Origin of the sequence: Erythrobacter sp. Dej080120_24 (assembly GCF_036322605.1) — a bacterium.
GTDB lineage: Bacteria > Pseudomonadota > Alphaproteobacteria > Sphingomonadales > Sphingomonadaceae > Erythrobacter > Erythrobacter aurantius.
Genome location: NZ_AP027262.1, coordinates 3321589 through 3339329 on the forward strand (window position 1 = coordinate 3321589; position 17741 = coordinate 3339329).

The 17741-nt window shown below is 59.5% G+C and carries 20 protein-coding genes; 11 read left to right on the forward strand and 9 right to left on the reverse strand.

Annotated elements, in window-relative coordinates:
• Positions 1–9: 9 nt before the first annotated feature.
• The 7 genes from AABA34_RS15955 to AABA34_RS15985 all read right to left on the reverse strand — a co-directional run bounded on the left by AABA34_RS15955 (position 10) and on the right by AABA34_RS15985 (position 4597).
• Positions 10–831, reverse strand: a complete 822-nt coding sequence (locus AABA34_RS15955) for a crotonase/enoyl-CoA hydratase family protein (protein WP_338303349.1) — start codon at positions 829–831, stop codon at positions 10–12.
• A 98-nt stretch (positions 832–929) separates the two neighbouring features.
• The gene (locus AABA34_RS15960) at positions 930–1274 is read right to left on the reverse strand and encodes a winged helix-turn-helix domain-containing protein (protein WP_051700110.1); all 345 of its coding nucleotides are present in this window, start codon (positions 1272–1274) and stop codon (positions 930–932) included.
• 41 nt (positions 1275–1315) lie between these two features.
• Positions 1316–1735 (reverse strand): JAB domain-containing protein, encoded by a 420-nt coding sequence (locus AABA34_RS15965; protein ID WP_338303350.1) that lies wholly within the window; start codon positions 1733–1735, stop codon positions 1316–1318.
• A complete protein-coding gene (locus tag AABA34_RS15970; RefSeq protein WP_338303351.1) occupies positions 1732–2301 on the reverse strand; it encodes a hypothetical protein in 570 nt (189 codons plus the stop codon). The genes AABA34_RS15965 and AABA34_RS15970 overlap by 4 nt, the downstream gene beginning before the upstream one ends.
• A gap of 13 nt (positions 2302–2314) precedes the next feature.
• Complete coding sequence (locus tag AABA34_RS15975; protein ID WP_338303352.1) at positions 2315–2662, reverse strand: hypothetical protein; 348 nt, start codon at positions 2660–2662, stop codon at positions 2315–2317.
• 37 nt (positions 2663–2699) lie between these two features.
• Positions 2700–3251, reverse strand: a complete 552-nt coding sequence (locus AABA34_RS15980; RefSeq protein ID WP_034955392.1) for a hypothetical protein — start codon at positions 3249–3251, stop codon at positions 2700–2702.
• A gap of 146 nt (positions 3252–3397) precedes the next feature.
• Positions 3398–4597, reverse strand: coding sequence for an LL-diaminopimelate aminotransferase (locus AABA34_RS15985; protein WP_338303353.1), 1200 nt, complete (start codon positions 4595–4597; stop codon positions 3398–3400).
• Between the two features lie 151 nt (positions 4598–4748).
• On the opposite strand from AABA34_RS15985, the gene AABA34_RS15990 reads away from it, so the two are divergent.
• From AABA34_RS15990 to AABA34_RS16025, 8 genes are all read left to right on the forward strand, one after another.
• Positions 4749–6689, forward strand: coding sequence for a PHA/PHB synthase family protein (locus AABA34_RS15990; RefSeq protein ID WP_034955394.1), 1941 nt, complete (start codon positions 4749–4751; stop codon positions 6687–6689).
• 147 nt (positions 6690–6836) lie between these two features.
• Positions 6837–7646, forward strand: coding sequence for a phasin family protein (locus AABA34_RS15995; protein ID WP_034955395.1), 810 nt, complete (start codon positions 6837–6839; stop codon positions 7644–7646).
• A 193-nt stretch (positions 7647–7839) separates the two neighbouring features.
• Entirely contained in the window at positions 7840–8229 is a 390-nt protein-coding gene (clpS, locus tag AABA34_RS16000; RefSeq protein WP_252258777.1) for an ATP-dependent Clp protease adapter ClpS, read from the forward strand.
• Positions 8230–8236: 7 nt separating this feature from the next.
• A complete protein-coding gene (locus AABA34_RS16005; RefSeq protein ID WP_338303354.1) occupies positions 8237–8746 on the forward strand; it encodes a DUF427 domain-containing protein in 510 nt (169 codons plus the stop codon).
• A gap of 92 nt (positions 8747–8838) precedes the next feature.
• Positions 8839–10107 carry an LptF/LptG family permease gene (locus AABA34_RS16010; protein ID WP_034955396.1) on the forward strand — a complete coding sequence of 423 codons (1269 nt, stop codon included), beginning with the start codon at positions 8839–8841 and terminating at the stop codon, positions 10105–10107.
• 18 nt (positions 10108–10125) lie between these two features.
• Positions 10126–11223 (forward strand): LPS export ABC transporter permease LptG, encoded by a 1098-nt coding sequence (gene lptG, locus AABA34_RS16015; RefSeq protein ID WP_034955397.1) that lies wholly within the window; start codon positions 10126–10128, stop codon positions 11221–11223.
• Complete coding sequence (locus AABA34_RS16020) at positions 11220–11738, forward strand: GNAT family N-acetyltransferase (RefSeq protein ID WP_034955398.1); 519 nt, start codon at positions 11220–11222, stop codon at positions 11736–11738. Before lptG ends, AABA34_RS16020 begins: the two co-directional genes overlap by 4 nt.
• 44 nt (positions 11739–11782) lie before the next feature.
• Entirely contained in the window at positions 11783–12046 is a 264-nt protein-coding gene (locus tag AABA34_RS16025; protein ID WP_338303355.1) for a hypothetical protein, read from the forward strand.
• A gap of 3 nt (positions 12047–12049) precedes the next feature.
• On the opposite strand, the gene AABA34_RS16030 is transcribed toward AABA34_RS16025, so the two are convergent.
• Entirely contained in the window at positions 12050–13138 is a 1089-nt protein-coding gene (locus AABA34_RS16030; protein WP_034955848.1) for a fatty acid desaturase family protein, read from the reverse strand.
• Between the two features lie 145 nt (positions 13139–13283).
• Here AABA34_RS16030 and AABA34_RS16035 point away from each other — a divergent pair, with 145 nt between their 5' ends.
• From AABA34_RS16035 to AABA34_RS16045, 3 genes are all read left to right on the forward strand, one after another.
• Positions 13284–14444 carry an N-acetyltransferase gene (locus tag AABA34_RS16035; RefSeq protein ID WP_338303356.1) on the forward strand — a complete coding sequence of 387 codons (1161 nt, stop codon included), beginning with the start codon at positions 13284–13286 and terminating at the stop codon, positions 14442–14444.
• A 48-nt stretch (positions 14445–14492) separates the two neighbouring features.
• The gene (locus AABA34_RS16040) at positions 14493–14912 is read left to right on the forward strand and encodes a response regulator (RefSeq protein ID WP_338303358.1); all 420 of its coding nucleotides are present in this window, start codon (positions 14493–14495) and stop codon (positions 14910–14912) included.
• Positions 14913–15111: 199 nt separating this feature from the next.
• Positions 15112–15903, forward strand: coding sequence for a response regulator (locus AABA34_RS16045; RefSeq protein ID WP_034955849.1), 792 nt, complete (start codon positions 15112–15114; stop codon positions 15901–15903).
• Here AABA34_RS16045 and AABA34_RS16050 read toward each other — a convergent pair.
• Complete coding sequence (locus tag AABA34_RS16050; protein ID WP_338303359.1) at positions 15900–17651, reverse strand: CHASE domain-containing protein; 1752 nt, start codon at positions 17649–17651, stop codon at positions 15900–15902. The two genes, AABA34_RS16045 and AABA34_RS16050, sit on opposite strands and share 4 nt — an antisense overlap.
• Positions 17652–17741 lie beyond the last annotated feature (90 nt).

Here is a 17741-nt window from a genome sequence, read left to right on the forward strand (position 1 = left end):
AGCGTAGCTCTACTCCGCATCCTCGAATTTGGGCGCGCGTTTTTGCATGCCCGCCATCACCGCTTCCATCTGGTTGGGGCTGCGCATGATCGCGTGCTGTTCAACGCTCTCTTCCAGCAGGATCGCATCGGTATCGAGTTCCTGCATCGCGGCGTGCAGCCGCTTGGCAGCGCGGATCGCGTGCGGATTGCGATTGGCGATTTCGGTTGCGATTGCCGTCGCGCGGGTCAGCGGATCATCGTCGACAAAGGTCGCAAGGCCCAGCGATTGCGCCTCGGCCCCGGTGAATTCGCGATTGGTGTAGACCAGTTCGCGCAGCACATCGTCACGCACGAGGCCGCGCCACAGGGCATAGCCGCCCATGTCCGGCACAAGACCCCATTTCAGCTCCATGATCGCCATGCGCGTTTCCGGATGCGCGACGCGGATGTCAGCCCCGCTGGCAATCTGCAATCCGCCGCCAAAGCACACACCGTGCAAGGCCGCGATCACTGGGACTTGAAGCTTGCGCCAGATCATTGCGGCTTCCTGCGCGCGGTTGGTGTTGCCATGGGTGCGTTCGGGCAGAGTCGGTTCACCTTCGCCCTGGGTGCGCGAAAAACTCGCGGTGTCGAGGCCAGCACAAAAGGCTCGCCCCTCGCCTGAAAGCACCACCACCCTGACGCCCTTGGCCCGCTGGAGGATCGTGCCCGCCTCGATGATCGCGGCGAACATTTCCGGATCGAGCGCATTCATCTTGTCAGCGCGAATAAGCCGGACCTGGGCGACGCCGTCTTCGCCAAGCTCGATTGAAACGCGATCATTGGCCGGCATAAGCTGGGTGTGCGACATGCTGTTCCTTCAATTCCCTGTCTTGATGGTGCGAAACTGGCCGAACCCACCAAAGCTGTCCAGCCGCGTTTCTGCCAGCCTTTCCCGCCAAGCTCCGACTAGGACTTGCCAGTCAGCTTGAAACTGTCGGTCTGGACAGGAGCGTTGAGGTAATACCCCGCTTCGGGATGGGTAGCGAGGATTGGCGCAAGGCCGAATGGTTCGAGCTTGCTGCGAATGCGCGCGACGTGAACGGCGACGCTGTTGGTTTCGGGCTCAAAATCGATACGCCAGACATCACGCAGCAACTGCTTGCGCGTTACGGGCACCCCGGGCTGTTCGGCCAGCCGCCACAGCAGCTCGAATTCGCGAGGATGGAACCCGATCCAGCGATCATCCACCCGGCCATCGCGGTGAAACAGGTCGAGAGTGACGTCGCCAGCCTCGCGAAAGCGCGGGATCATCGTGTCGTCCCGGGGTGAAAAGTCGGATGCGGCCGAAGAGTTCACAACTGCCCTCCCGCACGCATCGAATAAACCGCATGTTGTGTGAAAATCAGATGATCAAACAATTCGATATCCAGCGATCTGGCAATCGAATTGAGCCGCGCGGTTGCATCGATATCATGCTGGCTTGGCCGGCAATTACCAGACGGGTGATTGTGAGCGATGATGAAACCGTGCGCATCCATCGCCAGCGCCTTGCCGAAGACCTCGCGCATGCGCAGCGTGAGGCTTCCGACGCCACCCTGGCCCAAAGGGGCATCGCCCAGAAACGATCGGTCCCGGTCAAAGAAGACCGCGTGTATGCGCTCGACCGACAGCGGATTGCAGATCACCATCGCCTTGAGATAGTCGATCATGGCGCGCTGGCGTGCTCCGGCATCGACGCTGCGAGCATGGCGCTTGCTGAGAAGTTCGATCATTTAAGATTGTCCCGCCAACTGGTTTGCGCACTCTTCAACACCATTCGTTCCGCCGTAGAACCAGCGGTGGGCGGCGCCAGGCCTGGCGGAGGCTGGGACTTGCGCCAGTCGCGATACGGGCCGTACTTGCGTTTGCGGGAGGCGTGCCGTGCCAGTCCGAAAGCGAGTGCAAAAAGCTGGAACCACCCCGGTGCGACAATCATCACCACATAAGCGATAGGCAAAATGGACTCGACCAGTCCCCGCGCGAGGTGAGCTGAAACGGCCAGCAATTGCATCGCCGCGATCCACAAGGGATAATTCCGATTGGCGTAAAGCGCGATCCAGACAAATACGATTCCCGCCACGATATCCGTGGAGGCAAGAAAGACATCGACTTCCATCAATTGGAGAGATTGCGCGAAGAAGGTTTCCCTGACGAAGGAAGAAACCTTGAAAATGATGACCCACGATGCGGCAACTGCCCGTTCCGGCCCGCCACCCCAGATGAATGCGGCAGCCAGCAGCATGATCGCCAGAAGATCCTGTGCGATCATGCGATATTCGGAAGCGAGCAGTTGCAGCATAGGCCTTTCCGGATCAGGCCACCAGTGTCTCGACCGGCAAAGCCTCGGAGGATTCTGCTATGGAAGCAGCCGGAATTTCCGTGGGAACAATGTCGTCGGCCATCTTCTCCCGCGCGACCTTGCTCAGTTCGTCGTGAACTCGAAGAAGGTTGGTGGACATCGCCAGCGCCTGCGCCTCTGCCTGATTCAGCCGCATCAGCGCACGCTGTCCGGTGTGCACATCCACCAGCGGGTTCTGGCGGGCGGTCAGCATCGCTTGTTTGAGCCGTGCAAATGCGATCATGGATTCGTCGGCAAGCGCTTCTGCCTCCCGCATCAGCTTTTTGAGGTTGTGAGCGTCGTTGAGCATACGTTCAGACATGGTAGGGACCCTTTATGCAAAGGCCCTTCCCCACTCGTCAGGAAAAGCCCTGTTCGTCAACCGAGATCGCTGCACGCCCATCCAGTGCCTCGCTGATCGTGACAGCGGCTGTCACGGTAAGGACGACGGCGGCCAAAACTCCGAACGCAATCCCGACAATGGCAGCGAGGCGATACCAGACGGCGTTTTCACCATCGAGTGCCCGGGGAACGACCCGTGGCTCGCCAGAATTCAGCCAAGGCGCCTGATATTCCAGGGGCATCGAATCGCTTATGACGAGTTGCCCCGGATCGTTTCCGAAGCCTTCATCGGCATTTGCGCGATCGGATGGCACCTGACTTTTGCTGTATGCAGGTTCGCTCAACCCCTTCAGGTCGGCTTCGGAATTGCCATTCGCGTCAGCTTCAGGCTCCGGGCTCGCTTGCTTTTTCGCCCGGATATCAGCGCGATAGCACTCGACCAGATCACCGAGGTTATCGGCTTCGTAAATGTCCTTGAGCGCACGAATATGCTGGTTGATGCGCGTCTCGGAAACACCAAGCTCCTGCGCGATCACCTTGATCGGGACACGCCGATCTATCCGCTCCATCACGGAGCGTTGTCGCTGAGTCAGGGGCCGAGACCCTATGGAAGACATTGAATCCTCCATTCAAACAAGAACCACATCAACTAACGCAAGTTGGGCGATTTTTCTCCAGCAAATGGAACCCGCACAACCATGCATTCAAAATACTCTTACGCTGCCGAACTGTTCACACCCAGCGACGAAAGATACCGCTTGATGTTTCGCGCCGCCTGCCGAAGCCGCTGTTCATTCTCGACCATGGCGATCCGAACAAATCCTTCGCCCTTCTCGCCATAGCCCACACCCGGAGCCACTGCGACTTGCGCTTCGGTAAGCAATTGCTTCGAAAACTCGAGGCTGCCCATGTCCTTGAGCGCAGGCGGCAGCGGCGCCCATGCGAACATGGAAGCTGCCGGCGACGGGATATCCCAACCGGCACGCCCGAATGCCTCAACCATGACGTCGCGCCGTTTGCGATACAATCGGCGGTTAGTTTCGACGATGTCCTGCGGCCCGTTCAGAGCCGCACACGCAGCAGCCTGAATAGGGGTGAATGCCCCGTAATCAAGGTAGGACTTCACCCTAGTGAGCGCCGCGATAAGCTGCTTGTTGCCGACTGCAAATCCCATGCGCCATCCCGCCATGGAATAGGTCTTGCTCATGCTGGTGAATTCGATGGCGACATCCTTTGCACCCTTGACCTGCATGATCGAAGGGGTCGGATTGCCGTCATAATACAGTTCGGAATAAGCAAGGTCGGACAAGACCCAAACCTTGTTTTCGCGTGCCCATGCGACCAGCCGTTCGTAGAACGCCAGATCGACGGTTTCAGCGGTTGGATTGGACGGATAGCTCACCACCAGCACGCTCGGCCGCGGCACGGTGAAATTCATCGCGCTTTCGAGCGAGCGCCAATATTCCTCGTCCGGTGTCGTGGGGACTGATCGGATTGTCGCCCCGGCGATGATGAACCCAAACGTGTGGATCGGGTACGACGGGTTGGGAGCGAGCACCACGTCTCCGGGCGCTGTGATCGCGGTGGCCAGACTGCCCAGCCCCTCTTTCGAGCCCATGGTGACGACAACTTCGGATTCCGGATCAAGCTCCACCCCAAAGCGCCGTGCGTAATAATTGGCTTGAGCCCGCCGCAGGCCGGGAATACCCTTCGATTGCGAATACCCATGCGCATCAGGTTTCGCCGCAACTTCACACAGCTTGTCGATCACATGCTGAGGCGGCGGCTGATCGGGGTTGCCCATCCCGAGATCGATAATGTCCCTGCCCGCCAGGCGCGCCGCGTGCCGCATCGCATTCACTTCTGCGATAACGTAAGGCGGCAGCCGCTTCATGCGGTAGAATTGTTCGTCCATTGGGTTCCCTGACCATTTGTTCGCGACCGATGTAGTAGCGGACAGAGGCGGTATTGTAGGGCATAAACGGTCGATGTGAAAAGCCGTTTGCGTTAGATCAAGGCTTGCTAAATGAGTCGGACAGGCAACGAACGAGGGAATAGGCGCTACAATGGCTGACAAGGACAAACCGGGTGCTGGCGCTGATAACATCTTCGAGACCCTGGCCCCGATAACCGACTTCCTCGGAATGCAGGGCAAGGCCATGCAGGATTTCCTTGGGCAGGCGTTTGCAAGTTCAGATGCAAGCGGCGCGTCTATCCAGTCTGGTCCGTTTCCAAAGGGCATGGATGCAGGCGAGATCGCCGATTGGGCTAAAGCGAGCGGCGAACTCCAGCAAATGTGGCTCGAATTCGTGACGGGACAGGCGCAAAAGGCCGCCGAGAACTCGACCAAGGGGAAAAGCCTGATCGATCCGGCGCAATGGCTGGTGATCTCGCAAAGCATGATGAAGCAATTGCCGACCGGGCCGATCGAAGCGCAAACCCGGCTGGCTCAGGAATCGATGGCTCTGTGGAAGGGCGTATTCGACCGCTTTGTCACTGGCCAAACTGCGTCAGACGCAGATGCACCGGCGCTGCCACGCTCGGATCGGCGCTTTGCCGACCCGGCATGGCGCGAGCATCCCGCATTTGCCCTGCTCCACCAGAATTACCTGATGCTGGCGGAGTATTTCCGCGAAGCGGCCGCTTCGATGGACGGGCTCGACAGCGAAAAGAAGAAGCAGCTTCAATTCGCGATCAGCGCATTGTCGGAGGCCATGAGCCCGGACAATTTTCTGCTGACCAACCCGGTCGTGATGAAACGCACTGTCGAAACGCGCGGGCAAAACCTCGTGCGGGGCATGCGCCACCTGATCAACGATCTGAAGCGCGGTCAATTGACCCACACGGATCCTGATGCCTTCAAGCTGGGCGAGAACCTGGCGGCGTCCCCCGGCAAGGTGGTTCACGAGACACCGCTGTTCCAGCTGTTGCAATACAGCCCGTCGACCAGCGATGTTTACGAAGTGCCACTGGTGATCTTCCCGCCGTGGATCAACCGTTTCTACATCCTCGACCTGACACCCAAGAAGAGCTTCATCAAATGGGCCGTTGATCAGGGCATCACCGTGTTCGTGGTCAGCTGGAAATCGGCCGACGAGAGCATGAAGGATGTGGTCTGGGACGATTACATCCGGGCACAGATCGAGGCGATCGATTGCGTTCGCGAGCGACTCAAAGTCCCGCAGGTCCACACCATCGGTTATTGCGTCGCGGGGACAACGCTGGCTGCGACGCTGGCAGTGCTCGCCCGGCGCGGCGAAGATCACAAGGTCAAAAGCGCGACCTTCTTCACGGCTCAGGTGGACTTCGAACGCAGCGGCGATCTCAAGCATTTTATCGATGACGGCCAACTGGAGCTGATCAGTCAGTTGTCGCCCGAAGGGTATCTGGACGGAAGGTACCTAGCCGCGACGTTCAATGCGCTACGAGGCAAGGACCTGATCTGGAACTATGTCGTCAACAACTACCTTCTGGGCGAGGACTATCCCGCGTTCGACCTGCTTCACTGGAATGGTGACGTCACCAACCTGCCGGCAAAATGGCACAATGATTACCTGCGCGACCTTTACCGGGACAACAAACTGGTCGTTCCCGATGCGCTGTCGGCGGACGGTACGCCGATCGATCTGACAAGGGTGACAACGCCCAGCTATGTTCAGGCCGGGCGCGAGGATCACATTGCTCCTGCGGAAAGCGTCTGGCGCGTTACCGATCATTTTGCCGGGCCGGTGGACTTCCTGCTTGCCGGCTCCGGACACATTGCCGGTGTGGTCAACCCGCCTGCAGCGAACAAGTACCAATACTGGGTCGGCGACAGCAAAGCCGCATCGCTCAAGGAATACATCGCCGGAGCAGAAGAGCACCCCGGCAGTTGGTGGCCCCATTGGCTGGCCTGGCTTGAACGCCAGTCTGACACCCGCGTCCCGGCGAGTGGCAAACGCAAGCCGGGCGGCAAAGGAGACACCGTTCTGGGCGATGCGCCGGGTAGCTATGTGAAGACCCGTTAGGCGATAAAATTGCCTTCCGAGTTTCCCGAAACGCCGCCTTTTACTGATAAACCAATGTCTTAGGCATATTTTTGTGCACTGCACAAAAAACTTGACTTCGCAGTTGCAATCACTATTTTGTGCAGTGCAACACAAAGCGAGGTTCCTATGGCTGACGCCAAGACATCATCGGAAAAGACCGTGGCAAAAATCGATGCCGCGGCCGAGAAAGCTTACGAAGAGGCAGCTGTGAAGAAAACCACGGCAAGCCCGGCCAAGGTCGCCAAAGCGGTCGAGGCCGACGCGCCCAAGCCGGCAGCCAAGGCCAAAGCTGTGAAGAAGGCGGTTGCAGCTCCGGCAAAGAAGCCTGCCGCAGCCGCGAAGAAGGCGCCGGCCAAGAAAGTCGCCGCCAAGAAGACCCCTGCTGCAAAGAAGCCGGCCCCGAAGAAGGCTCCCGTCGCAGCGAATAAGGCGGCTCCAAAGGCCGCAGCCAAGACCCCGAACAACAGCCCCGTTACCAAACTCAAGGACACCATCATGGCAACTGCTCAAAAGACCGATTTCACTGCCCAGGCCAAGGAAATGGCTGCTGACGTGCAAGAGCGCGTGAAGGGCGCCTACGCCAAGGCTGGCGAATTCGCTTCGGAAGCTGGCGAATTCAACAAGGCTAACCTCGACGCAGTCGTCGAAAGCGGCAAGATCTTCTTCGCCGGCGCGCAGCAGCTCGTCCGTGAGAACGTCGAAACCGGCAAGACCGTCGTCGAGACCGTCACCGAAGACGTCAAGAAGGTCGCTTCGGTCAAGTCGCCGACCGAACTGATGCAGCTGCAGGGCGAAATCGCTCGTCGCAACTTCGACGCCGTCGTTTCGTTCGGCTCGCAGCGCACCGAAGCTTGGGTGAAGCTCTACAACGATGCTTTCGCCCCGATTTCGAACCGCGTCAGCGTCGCTGCCGAGAAGATCTCGAAGGCCGCCTAAGCGCCGATACAAGTTTCTGGACCGGGCCTCTCCTCTCTCTCCCAATCCCGGTTCACGAAAGCGCGCGAAAGCGCATGGGCCGGACAGACCGAATATGGTCTGTCCGGCCCTTTACGTTTTGCATCGACTTTGCAGGCATTGGTCGCGAGAGACGACTTGCGAACCCGCATATGAATCCCATAATGGAAAGCCCATGGCCACGCCTTTGCCCTCCCGTGTTGTTGACATCCCCGTTTGCGGGATCGCCGTCGTTCGTGCGGCTGATGACAACAAGACGCCTGGCACCGATGGCGAAGTCGGGATCGCGACCAAGACTCGCGCAAAGCCAAAGAAGCCGAGCCAGTACAAGGTTCTGATGCTGAACGACGACTACACCCCGATGGAGTTCGTCGTCATGGTGCTCAAACGGTTCTTCAACATGGATCTCGAACAGGCGACCCGTGTCATGCTGCATGTCCACCAAAAGGGGGTCGGCGTTTGCGGCATCTTCCCGTACGAAGTGGCCGAGACCAAGGTGAACCAGGTGATGGATTTTGCACGGCAGAACCAGCACCCGCTGCAATGCACTCTCGAAAAGGCATAATCTGCCGGTGAGCCTGTTCGGCGGCCATCCGCAGCCCGATCCGGTCAAGCCCGGACAGGAAAGCGTCTGGAACTACCCGCGCCCCGCGATCTGCGATCCGACCGAAAGGCACATCCGGATCATACACCAGGGGGTCGATCTGGCAGACACCCGAAAGGCCTGGCGCACACTCGAAACGAGCCACCCGCCGACTTACTACATCCCGCAATCCGACGTCGCGATGGAGTATCTGGTCGCCAATCCGCGCCGCACACTGTGCGAATGGAAGGGGCAGGCACGATATTTCGATATTGTTGTCGGTGATCAGATGATCGTTGCAGGTGCGTGGAGTTACCCGTCACCCACAAAGTCCTTTGCCCCGATATGCGATCATCTGGCTTTCTATCCCGATCCGCTCGATCAATGCCTTGTCGATGGCGAACAAATCACTCCCCAGCCCGGCGGGTTCTATGGTGGCTGGATCAGCCAATACGAAGCCGGGCCTTTCAAGGGTGGGCCGGGCAGTCGGTTCTGGTAAAACAGGCCTGTAGATGCGCTGATAACGCGTTGGGGCATGACGCAGCCGACAATTCGCGCTAGGGGCTGGGATCAAGAGGCTTCTGACGTAACGTGTTCAACTTCATTCCCAGCATTGACCGTTATATCTTCCGCTTGGTTGTCGTGCCAATGCTGGGCGTGTTCGCGCTCGCGGCATCACTGCTCCTGCTCGACAAGATGCTTCGCTTGTTCGATTTTGTCGCGATCGAAGGTGGCCCGATCGGGGTCGTCTTCAAGATGCTAGGCGCGCTGATCCCCGAATACGCCAGCCTTGCGATCCCGCTTGGCCTGCTGCTCGGGGTTCTGCTGGCCTTTCGCAAGCTCGCGACCACCAGCGAACTCGACACCATGCGCGCAGTCGGGCTGTCATACTGGCGGCTGCTCAGGGTTCCCTATGCGATCACACTGGTGCTGGTCGCGGTCAACGTCGCGCTGGTCTTCTATGTCCAGCCGCTGAGCCGTTATTACTACGAACAGATGGAATACGAGCTTCGATCGGGCGCGCTTGGTGCGTCGATCAAGGTTGGCGAATTCACCACGCTGGCGGACCGCATGGCCCTGCGCATCGAACAGAGCGAGGATGAAGGGCGGCGGCTGATCGGGATTTATGCCCGCGTGTCGAATGATCGCGAACAGACACTCACCATCAGCGCGCAGGAAGGCGCGTTCCTCGCAACTTCTGACGATCCCGACACGATCATCCTGCGCCTTACGGAAGGTACGATCATTCAGGACACCGGCAGCGAGACGCCGCGGGTGCTGTCATTCAGTCGGCACGATTTGCCAATCGACCTTCCCAAGATCGAGGAGTTTCGCGCTCGCGGCGACGCCAGCCGGGAATATATCCTCCCGGAATTGCTCAGCATCGGCTGGGCTGACAAAAGCTCGACCAAGTCGGAGCGCGATGCCAGTCAGGCGACTTTCAACTATCGCCTGGTCGAAGTTGTCATGATGCTGCTTATGCCGCTGCTCGCGGTGGCGCTGGCGATACCGCCGAAACGATCCACCAGCGCGCTGGGGGTGTTCGTCTCGATCATACTCGTGGTCGCCTATCACAAGGTCAATCAGTACGGAGAAGACGTCGCCACGTTAGGCCGGATCGATCCGATCGTGGCGCTTTGGGGGCCTTTCTTCCTATTCGCCGCTCTTATTCTATGGATGTATTACCGTACGGCGCACGTCCCCGGTGGCCAGGCGCTCGGTGCGCTGGAAACGCTGTTTGCCAAGCTCTCCAAAAAAGTGAGCAAGCTGTTCGCGCGTCGCAAGCCACCATCGCTTCTGGCCGATCATTCCGCTGATCAGGCAGCCGAAAAAGACTCTCGGCTGGCTCCTGCCGAATAGACGAAAGGCGCACACACGGTGCAGCTCGACTTTTTCCCTTCCCGCTCGCTGACATTCTATCTCGCGAAGATGTTCGTGGTGCGGATCATCGCGGTCCTCGTGATGCTGGTTCTGGTGCTTCTCGCGCTCGACCTGCTCGGTTCGACGGGCAAGATCCTCGAACCGCAGGGCAATGGACAGGCTGAGATCCTGAAATATGCAAGTCTCCGTGTCCCGCAGTTGATATCGCGGTTCCTGCCGTATTCGGTGCTGCTCGCCACGCTGATCACGCTGGTGACGCTGAACCAGAATAGCGAAGTTGTGGCGATGAAGGCGGCGGGGCTGTCCGCCCATCAGGTGCTGTCACCGCTGCTGCTGACGGCGGCAGTCATTTCCGTCATCAGTTTTGGCTTTAACGAAAGGATCGTGACCCGCGCGAACGCGACGCTGAAAGCGTGGGAGGCGGTCGAATATGGTGCAATTCCGGCGGATTCGGGTGTGCGCGCCAACATCAACCTGACGGACGGTCGCAACATCCTGTCGGCGTCATCGCTGACCGGCTCTGGCGAAGGAATCGTGCTGACGAATGTCACTTGGGACGCTCGCGGGCCGGGCGGCATCGTGACGGAGCAAATCCGGGCAACCCGTGCCACCTATGCCGCGCCGGGTTGGAAGCTGGAGAACCCGCGCCGCTTCGATGTCGGAGCCACCGAGGTTGAGACGCTCGACACCGTGATTGTCGGCGAAGGGCTGACACCGGACCAGATCGATCTGCAATCAGTCGACGTTGACGGACAAAGCTTCTGGGAACTGGGCGCAACGATAACTGCGCTGGAGTCGGTGGGGCGGAGAACCTCGGAGATGCGGGCCAAGTGGTGGCACCGGATTTCAGGCCCCCTGTCGGCCTTGCTCATGCCATTGCTGGGTTCGGTCGCCGCCTTCGGCCTTGCGCGATCGGGGCAATTGTTCGTGCGTGCGATCATCGGGATGGCACTGGGGTTCGCCTATTTCGTGGTGGACAATGCCGCCCTGGCGATGGGCAGCTTTGGCGGATATCCGCCCTTCCTCGCGGCATGGGCACCTTTCTTCCTGTTTTTGCTGGTCGGTGAGACGGTTCTGATCAGGACCGAAGAGTGAGCGGATGGTCGCTCCGCCTTGCGCGGCCCGAGGATGCCGAGCATTTTCCTGCGATCGAACAAGCGGCAGCGCGCCTTTTTGAGACTATTCCCGAACTCGCTTATCTTGCGAGCGGTGATGTCATCGCGGTGGAACGCCACTCGAGCCTGATCCGCAAAGGACATTGCCTGACCGCACTTCATGGCGACCAGTGCGTAGGCTTCATTGCGACGGAGCCATTCAGGCGTGAACTGCATATCTGGGAAATGTCGGTCCACCCCGACTTTCAGAAGCTCGGGATCGGTGCGGGCCTGCTGCGGGCCAGCATCATTGATGCGCGCAATTCTGGATTCCGGACGCTGACGCTCACGACATTTCGCGACGTGTCGTGGAACGCACCATTCTATGCACGGATCGGTTTCGAAGAAGTCACGGCGCTTGATGCGCACCCCCGCCTCGCTGCCGAATTGGCGCTGGAAGCGGACAACGGCCTGCCGGCGGATCGCCGCTGCGCAATGATCTGTTTCCTCGATTGATCGCGTCGGGCTATGCTGGCGCATCACAAAAGAGGATCAAGCTCATGAAAGTCGCGCCCGCCCTCGCAACGATAGCGTTCTCGCTCGCGCTCGTAGCCTGTCAGAAAGAGCCGGAAGAGGCTCCCGACATCACCGAGGTCATCCCAGCCGACGAAGGGACAGACGCAGCGGCTGAAGGCGCCGAGGCCGAAACCGGCGATGATGCAGGCATCGAACCTGCGGCGCCTGCAACAATGGAAAGCGGCAGCAATGACGACGGCGGGCGGGCGATCGATCCCGAACGCAACAAGCTGCTTCCAGCCGACTGAAGCCTAGCGGGGCACCATGGTGCTGCGGGCGATCCGGGCAACCAGCGTCAACATGCCGGGGTGGTTCGCGCCTTCATAGGTCGAACCATCGCCCAGTTCCTTCGCCAGCCGGCGGTGCGCTTCGGGCAGGTCGTGATAGGGCATCGATGGCATCAGGTGATGCAAGGCGTGATAGCGCAGCCCAACCGGAGCCCAGATTTCGGCAGCGATGCCCGGCGGCGGCACGTTGACGCTGTCGAGGAATTGCGCGGTCACCGTCATCGGCTCGCCCTCGTTCTCCCACAGATGCGCGACCAGCGTACGCAGCTGGTTGAGCAGGGCAGTGAACGATACGATCGCGAGCGCGATCAGCAAAGGCCGCCATCCAAGCGCAAAGGTGCTGGCGATCAGAGCGATAGCCCAGATGCTGGCTCCGGCTTCCTGCCAGAACACCATGCGGGCAAAGTCGCCGGTTGGCGGCTTGCGCCGGAAATCGGGGTTGATCGAAAGCGCCGAAAATCGCTCCCACGTGAACTTGCGCAGGGGCGGAATGATCGCGCCAAGCGGAACCAGCACACCGAACCGGATCAGCAATGCGATAGGGGCCAGCAATGCAATGATGACGAATACCGGCAGGCTCCAAGGCTTCATCAGTGCCAGCGGCAGGTATTCCGGATCTTCCACCGTGCCGTACTGGGTGCGCTTGTGATGGATCACGTGCACACCTTCGTACATGAAGCTAGGCGTGAGCATGGGAATGCCGACCAGCAGGTTCCAGCCGGCGCGAAATCCGGGCAACGCGTCGCGGTGGATGTGCGTCAATTCGTGAATGAACATGAGCGCGCGATACAGCGCCAGCGATGCAACAAGACCGGCGGCGATAGCAATCGCCAGATTTTCAGTCAGGATCGCGGCAGCAATACCGCCATAGCCCAACGCAGCCGATATCAGCATGTCCGGCCAGTAGATCGCACCGCGCGCTTCACCCAGATCCTTGGTCAGATCGCGGGCAGCGCGCAGCATGTCCTTGTCGTCCGCAGTCTGGAAATCAGCGCGGGTCGCGCGCGGCTTCGTGGCGGATGGGGAAGTGGAAAGTGGCTGGTGCATGGTCATGTTGGTTGTTTCGACAAAGGGCCAATACCGCATTTGCAGCGGTTACGGCAAACCCGCTTTGCTCATAAGTGTGATCGACTGGCTTGCGCCTTAGGCCAGCAAGCCGCAAGGACGCTTTGACATAAAGCAATACGGGACAAATCCCTTGGCAGACGCACAGATAAGCATTGAGGCCATCACCGACAAGAACGGGCGCGAACGCTTCGTCGATCTGGGACGGGCCTTTGCCGCTCAACTGGAGCATTCGGTGCCGCAATTGCGCAGCGAGCAATTGGAGCTTGTCGATCCGGCAAAGAACCCGTTCTTCGGCCACGCGCGCGCGCAATTGTTCATCGCCCATCGCGACGGAAAGCCTGTCGGCCGTATCTCAGCGCATATCGATGAACTTGCCTTGCAGATGTCGCCTGAACAGGGATTTGGCCCCGGCGCGGGAATGTTCGGCTATTTCGACGCGCAGGATGAAACTGTTGCCAGCCAATTGCTCGAGACTGCCGAGAAATGGCTGCGCGATCAGGGGATGAACCGCGTCGTCGGCCCGATCTCGATGTCGATCTGGGAGGAGCCGGGTCTGCTGGTGAAGGGGCATGACCATTCGCCGGTCATCATGATGGGCCATCACCCTGCACACTATGCGGGCTGGATCGAGGCGGCGGGATATACGCGCGCCAAGACGCTCTACACCTACGATCTCGACATTACGAAGGGCTTCCCGCCGCTGGTGCAGCGGATCGTGCAATCGGGCGAACGCAACAAGCGGATCAATGTTCGGCCCGTCAGAAAGAAGGACTGGGACGAGGAAGCAGCAAAGATCCTCGCCATTCTCAACGATGCTTGGTCGGACAATTGGGGCTTTGTGCCGCTGACCCCGGCAGAGGTGGCTTATACCGGGGTGAAGCTGAAACCGATCATCCACGAAGACCTGAACATGATTGCCGAGGTGGATGGCCGCCCGGTTGCCTTCATGCTGACCTTCCCGGATATCAACCACGTCCTGAAGAAGACGGGCGGAAAGCTCTTCCCGTTCGGCTGGTTCCATCTGCTCCGCTGGCTCAGGAAACCTTCGGGTTCGGACATGCGCGTACCGTTGATGGGTGTGCTCAAGGAATTCCAGAACTCGCGCATGGCGAGCCAGCTGGCTTTCATGATGATCAGCTACATCCGCGACAATGCGGCTGCCCGGTATGATTCAACTCGCGGGGAGATCGGCTGGATCCTCGAAGACAATCAGGGAATGGTGGCGATTGCCGACACCATCGAAAGCACGATCAACCGGGAATACGCGGTCTACGAAAAGTCGATTGGCTGAAACCATAGCTTTCTTGCCAAAATGCGATGCCCGCCGCATGGCTGACTGATGGCCATTGGCGCACACTTCCGTTCAAAGCGCCCCCGCCGCGTCATCGTTGTCGAAGACGATGCCGTCCTGGGGCTGACAATCCAGCAAACGCTGCTCGATCACGGGTTTGCCGAGGTTTCCATCTGTCCTTCCGCATCGTGCACCCTTGGAAAGCTTCGCGCAGGCAATTTCGATGCGATGGTTCTCGACGTGCATCTTGCCGACAGTGATGACGGCTGGGAAATCGCCGAACTGGTCAAGGCGTTGGGAGATGCGCAAACGAGGATAGTCTTTCAGACCGGATCGCCGGGCGATATTCCCGAACACATCCGGCAATTGGGCCCGGTATTGGCAAAGCCTTACGATCCGGCAGAACTTGTTGCCGCGCTCACGGAAAAGCCACGTGCAGGTCTGCTCGCCTTGTTGAAACGGGCATAAAAAAGGCCTCCACACCAATGATGTGGAGGCCTTTCGGGATCGTATCACCAGCCGCTTGGACGGGAGGGGGGTCTCGGCGGTGACAAACTGACAATGCGCACACGAGAAAGGCGTTCCCGTCGGGATCAAATTTTTCTGAAAAATATTCCATATGCAGGTAAGCCGAGGCCACACGGCCGCAATCAAGCAGGAGAAGACAATGTCACTGGGTCAGCAAATCGCGACGAATCTTCCCTTCCTGCGGCGGTACGCGCGCGCTCTTACCGGGTCGCAAAGCACCGGTGATGCGTTTGTCCGCGCCACGCTTGAAGCGGCGCTGGCCGATCCTGCTCTGAAGGCATCCCTCGAGGGTGGCCGCATCCCGCTTTACCGGGCGTTCAACGCGGTATGGTCGAGCGCAAACGTCAATATCGAGCCGGTATCGTCGCAGGCTGGCGAACACGAAGCCGGAGCGCAGAACCGGTTGGGAGCGATCACCCCGCTCAACCGTCAGGCTCTTTTACTGACCACACTCGAAGACTTCTCCCCGGCTCAAGCGGGGCAGATCATGGGGTTGGAAACCGCACAGGTCGAATCGCTCGTCGCCGAGGCGGTCAGCGAAATTGATCGCGAACAGTCGACTTCGGTGCTGATCATCGAAGACGAACCGCTGATTTCCATGCAACTGGAAGACCTCGTTACTTCCGTCGGCCATGAAATCTGCGGCACCGCCGCAACGCACACTCAGGCGCTCGAAGTGGTCGCAGCCAAGCGTCCCGGCCTTGTGCTTGCCGACATCCAGCTTGCCGACGGATCATCAGGTCTGGACGCGGTGGATGATATTCTCGCGATCGACAGTGTGCCGGTGATCTTCATCACCGCCTATCCCGAACGCTTGCTGACCGGGGACCGGCCCGAGCCGACCTATCTGGTGACGAAGCCGTTTCAGGAACAGACGGTGCGCGCCGCGATCAGCCAGGCGCTGTTCTTCGGATCGAGCAAACCGCTCTAGAGCCCCTGCCCCTTTGCGGGCACCTTGCGCATCTGGAACTCGCTTCGCCTGCGCACCGGTACGCAGATCACGCAGCGCACGCCTTCGGGTCTGAAATCCAGTTCGACCTTGTGCTTCAGTTCGTGGGCGACGATCTTCTCGATCAGATCGGTGCCGAAGCCCCTCTGGCGTGCTGCCTGCACAAGCGGCCCTCCACTCTCGCTCCACTCCACCTTGGCAAGGCAATCACTCTCAAGCGACCAGCGGATGCTGACCATCCCGCCTGCCACGCTCAGCGCGCCGAACTTTGCAGCATTGGTGGCCAGTTCATGGATCGCGAGACCGAATGACAGCGCATCATTGGGGGCCAGTTCCACTGCGGGGCCTTCCAGCACCAGTTCCGCCGCATCGCCCGAAACGATGTGCGACAGTTCTGCCTCGATCACCGAACGAATCGGGGTCGTACCCCAATCTGTCCCGGTCAGAAGATCGTGTGTCGCCGAAAGCGCGCGGACGCGTCCTTCCAGACTGTCGGCGAAATCATCGAGCCCGCTGGCTCTGCGGCGCGTGAGCGACATGATCGAAAGCACATTGGCGAGCGTGTTCTTGACCCGGTGATTAAGCTCCTGCGAAAGCGAATTGCGGATTGAATTCTGCTCTTCGAAAAAGGCAATCCGCTCCTCGTCCTCGCGCGCCTGACGTGCCAGCAGACGCAGGATCAGCATCAGCAGGCTCGCCAGCGAGATTCCGAACATCAGCGTAACCATCGAAAGCGGCGCCAGACCGCGTACGTCTGCAGAGTCGATCACCAGAACAAGATCGCGATTGGCGATGTTCACCGGCAACTCGAACCTGTCGGTGCCTGCCGCTCCAGTCGAACGCGATACCAGCAAGTGCCTGTTGTCGGTCTCCGTGTCGTAAAGCCGCACGCCCAGTTCGGTCGGCGGCGAACGCTCGATCGCCTCGTCAAGGAACTGCCCTGCATTGAACGAGCTGAAGATGTATCCTGCCAAGGCACGATCCTGTGTCGGCGATTGAGGCACAGACCGGTAGACAGGCATGAAGATCGCAAACCCCGGCGCCTCGCCAGCGCCTTCCTGCGCCAGCACAATGCGACCTGACGCTGTCGGCATGACAGTGCGCCTCGCCTCTTCCATGGCAGCAGCACGCACCGGCTCCGAATACATGTCAAACCCGAGCGCCCGGCGATTGCGGGAAGTGTCAGGCGAAAAATAGGTAACCGGGGCGATTACCTCTCCAGCTTGTGATGCTGGCGGGCGAATATCCGGGAAATCGGGTTGCGATGCCCTCACGCGCGCAAGGTAGGCAGTGCTGCTCCCCGGCTCGATCACTTCGATCCAGCCGATACCCTCTGCACCACGGTAATTCTGATCCAGCCTCAGTTCGGCGACGAACTGGCTGAATGTCTGGGGACTTACTTCATCGATGCTGGCGAAAAGAGCGGCGCCCGCGCGAAGGTAGGAGGAGAAATTGTTGCCGCGCCGTTCCAATGCGGAAGCGATCGACTGGGCGTAATCGCGCACTTCGGCCCGGCTGCTTTGCTTGGCGTTCGTTTCGATCGCATAAACACTCAAGGCGGTTATCGCAGCAATGGCGAGGAAAATCGCGGCGGGAATGGCTCTAGGATAGCGCACCAGCAGGGATCTCGCCTGCCACGCACGCGCAAGCGCACCGGCCTCGGCAACTGCTTCAGGGCCTGCATGATCAATAGTAGGCCTGCCCGATGCGCTGATGATCTTCTCTCCCAAGGTTCCTGCCACGGTCTTCGTAAGGCCTGAGCACGGAACAAAACAAGGCGCGCATCGTTCCCAAATCACAACGTCTTGCGATCCGGTTTG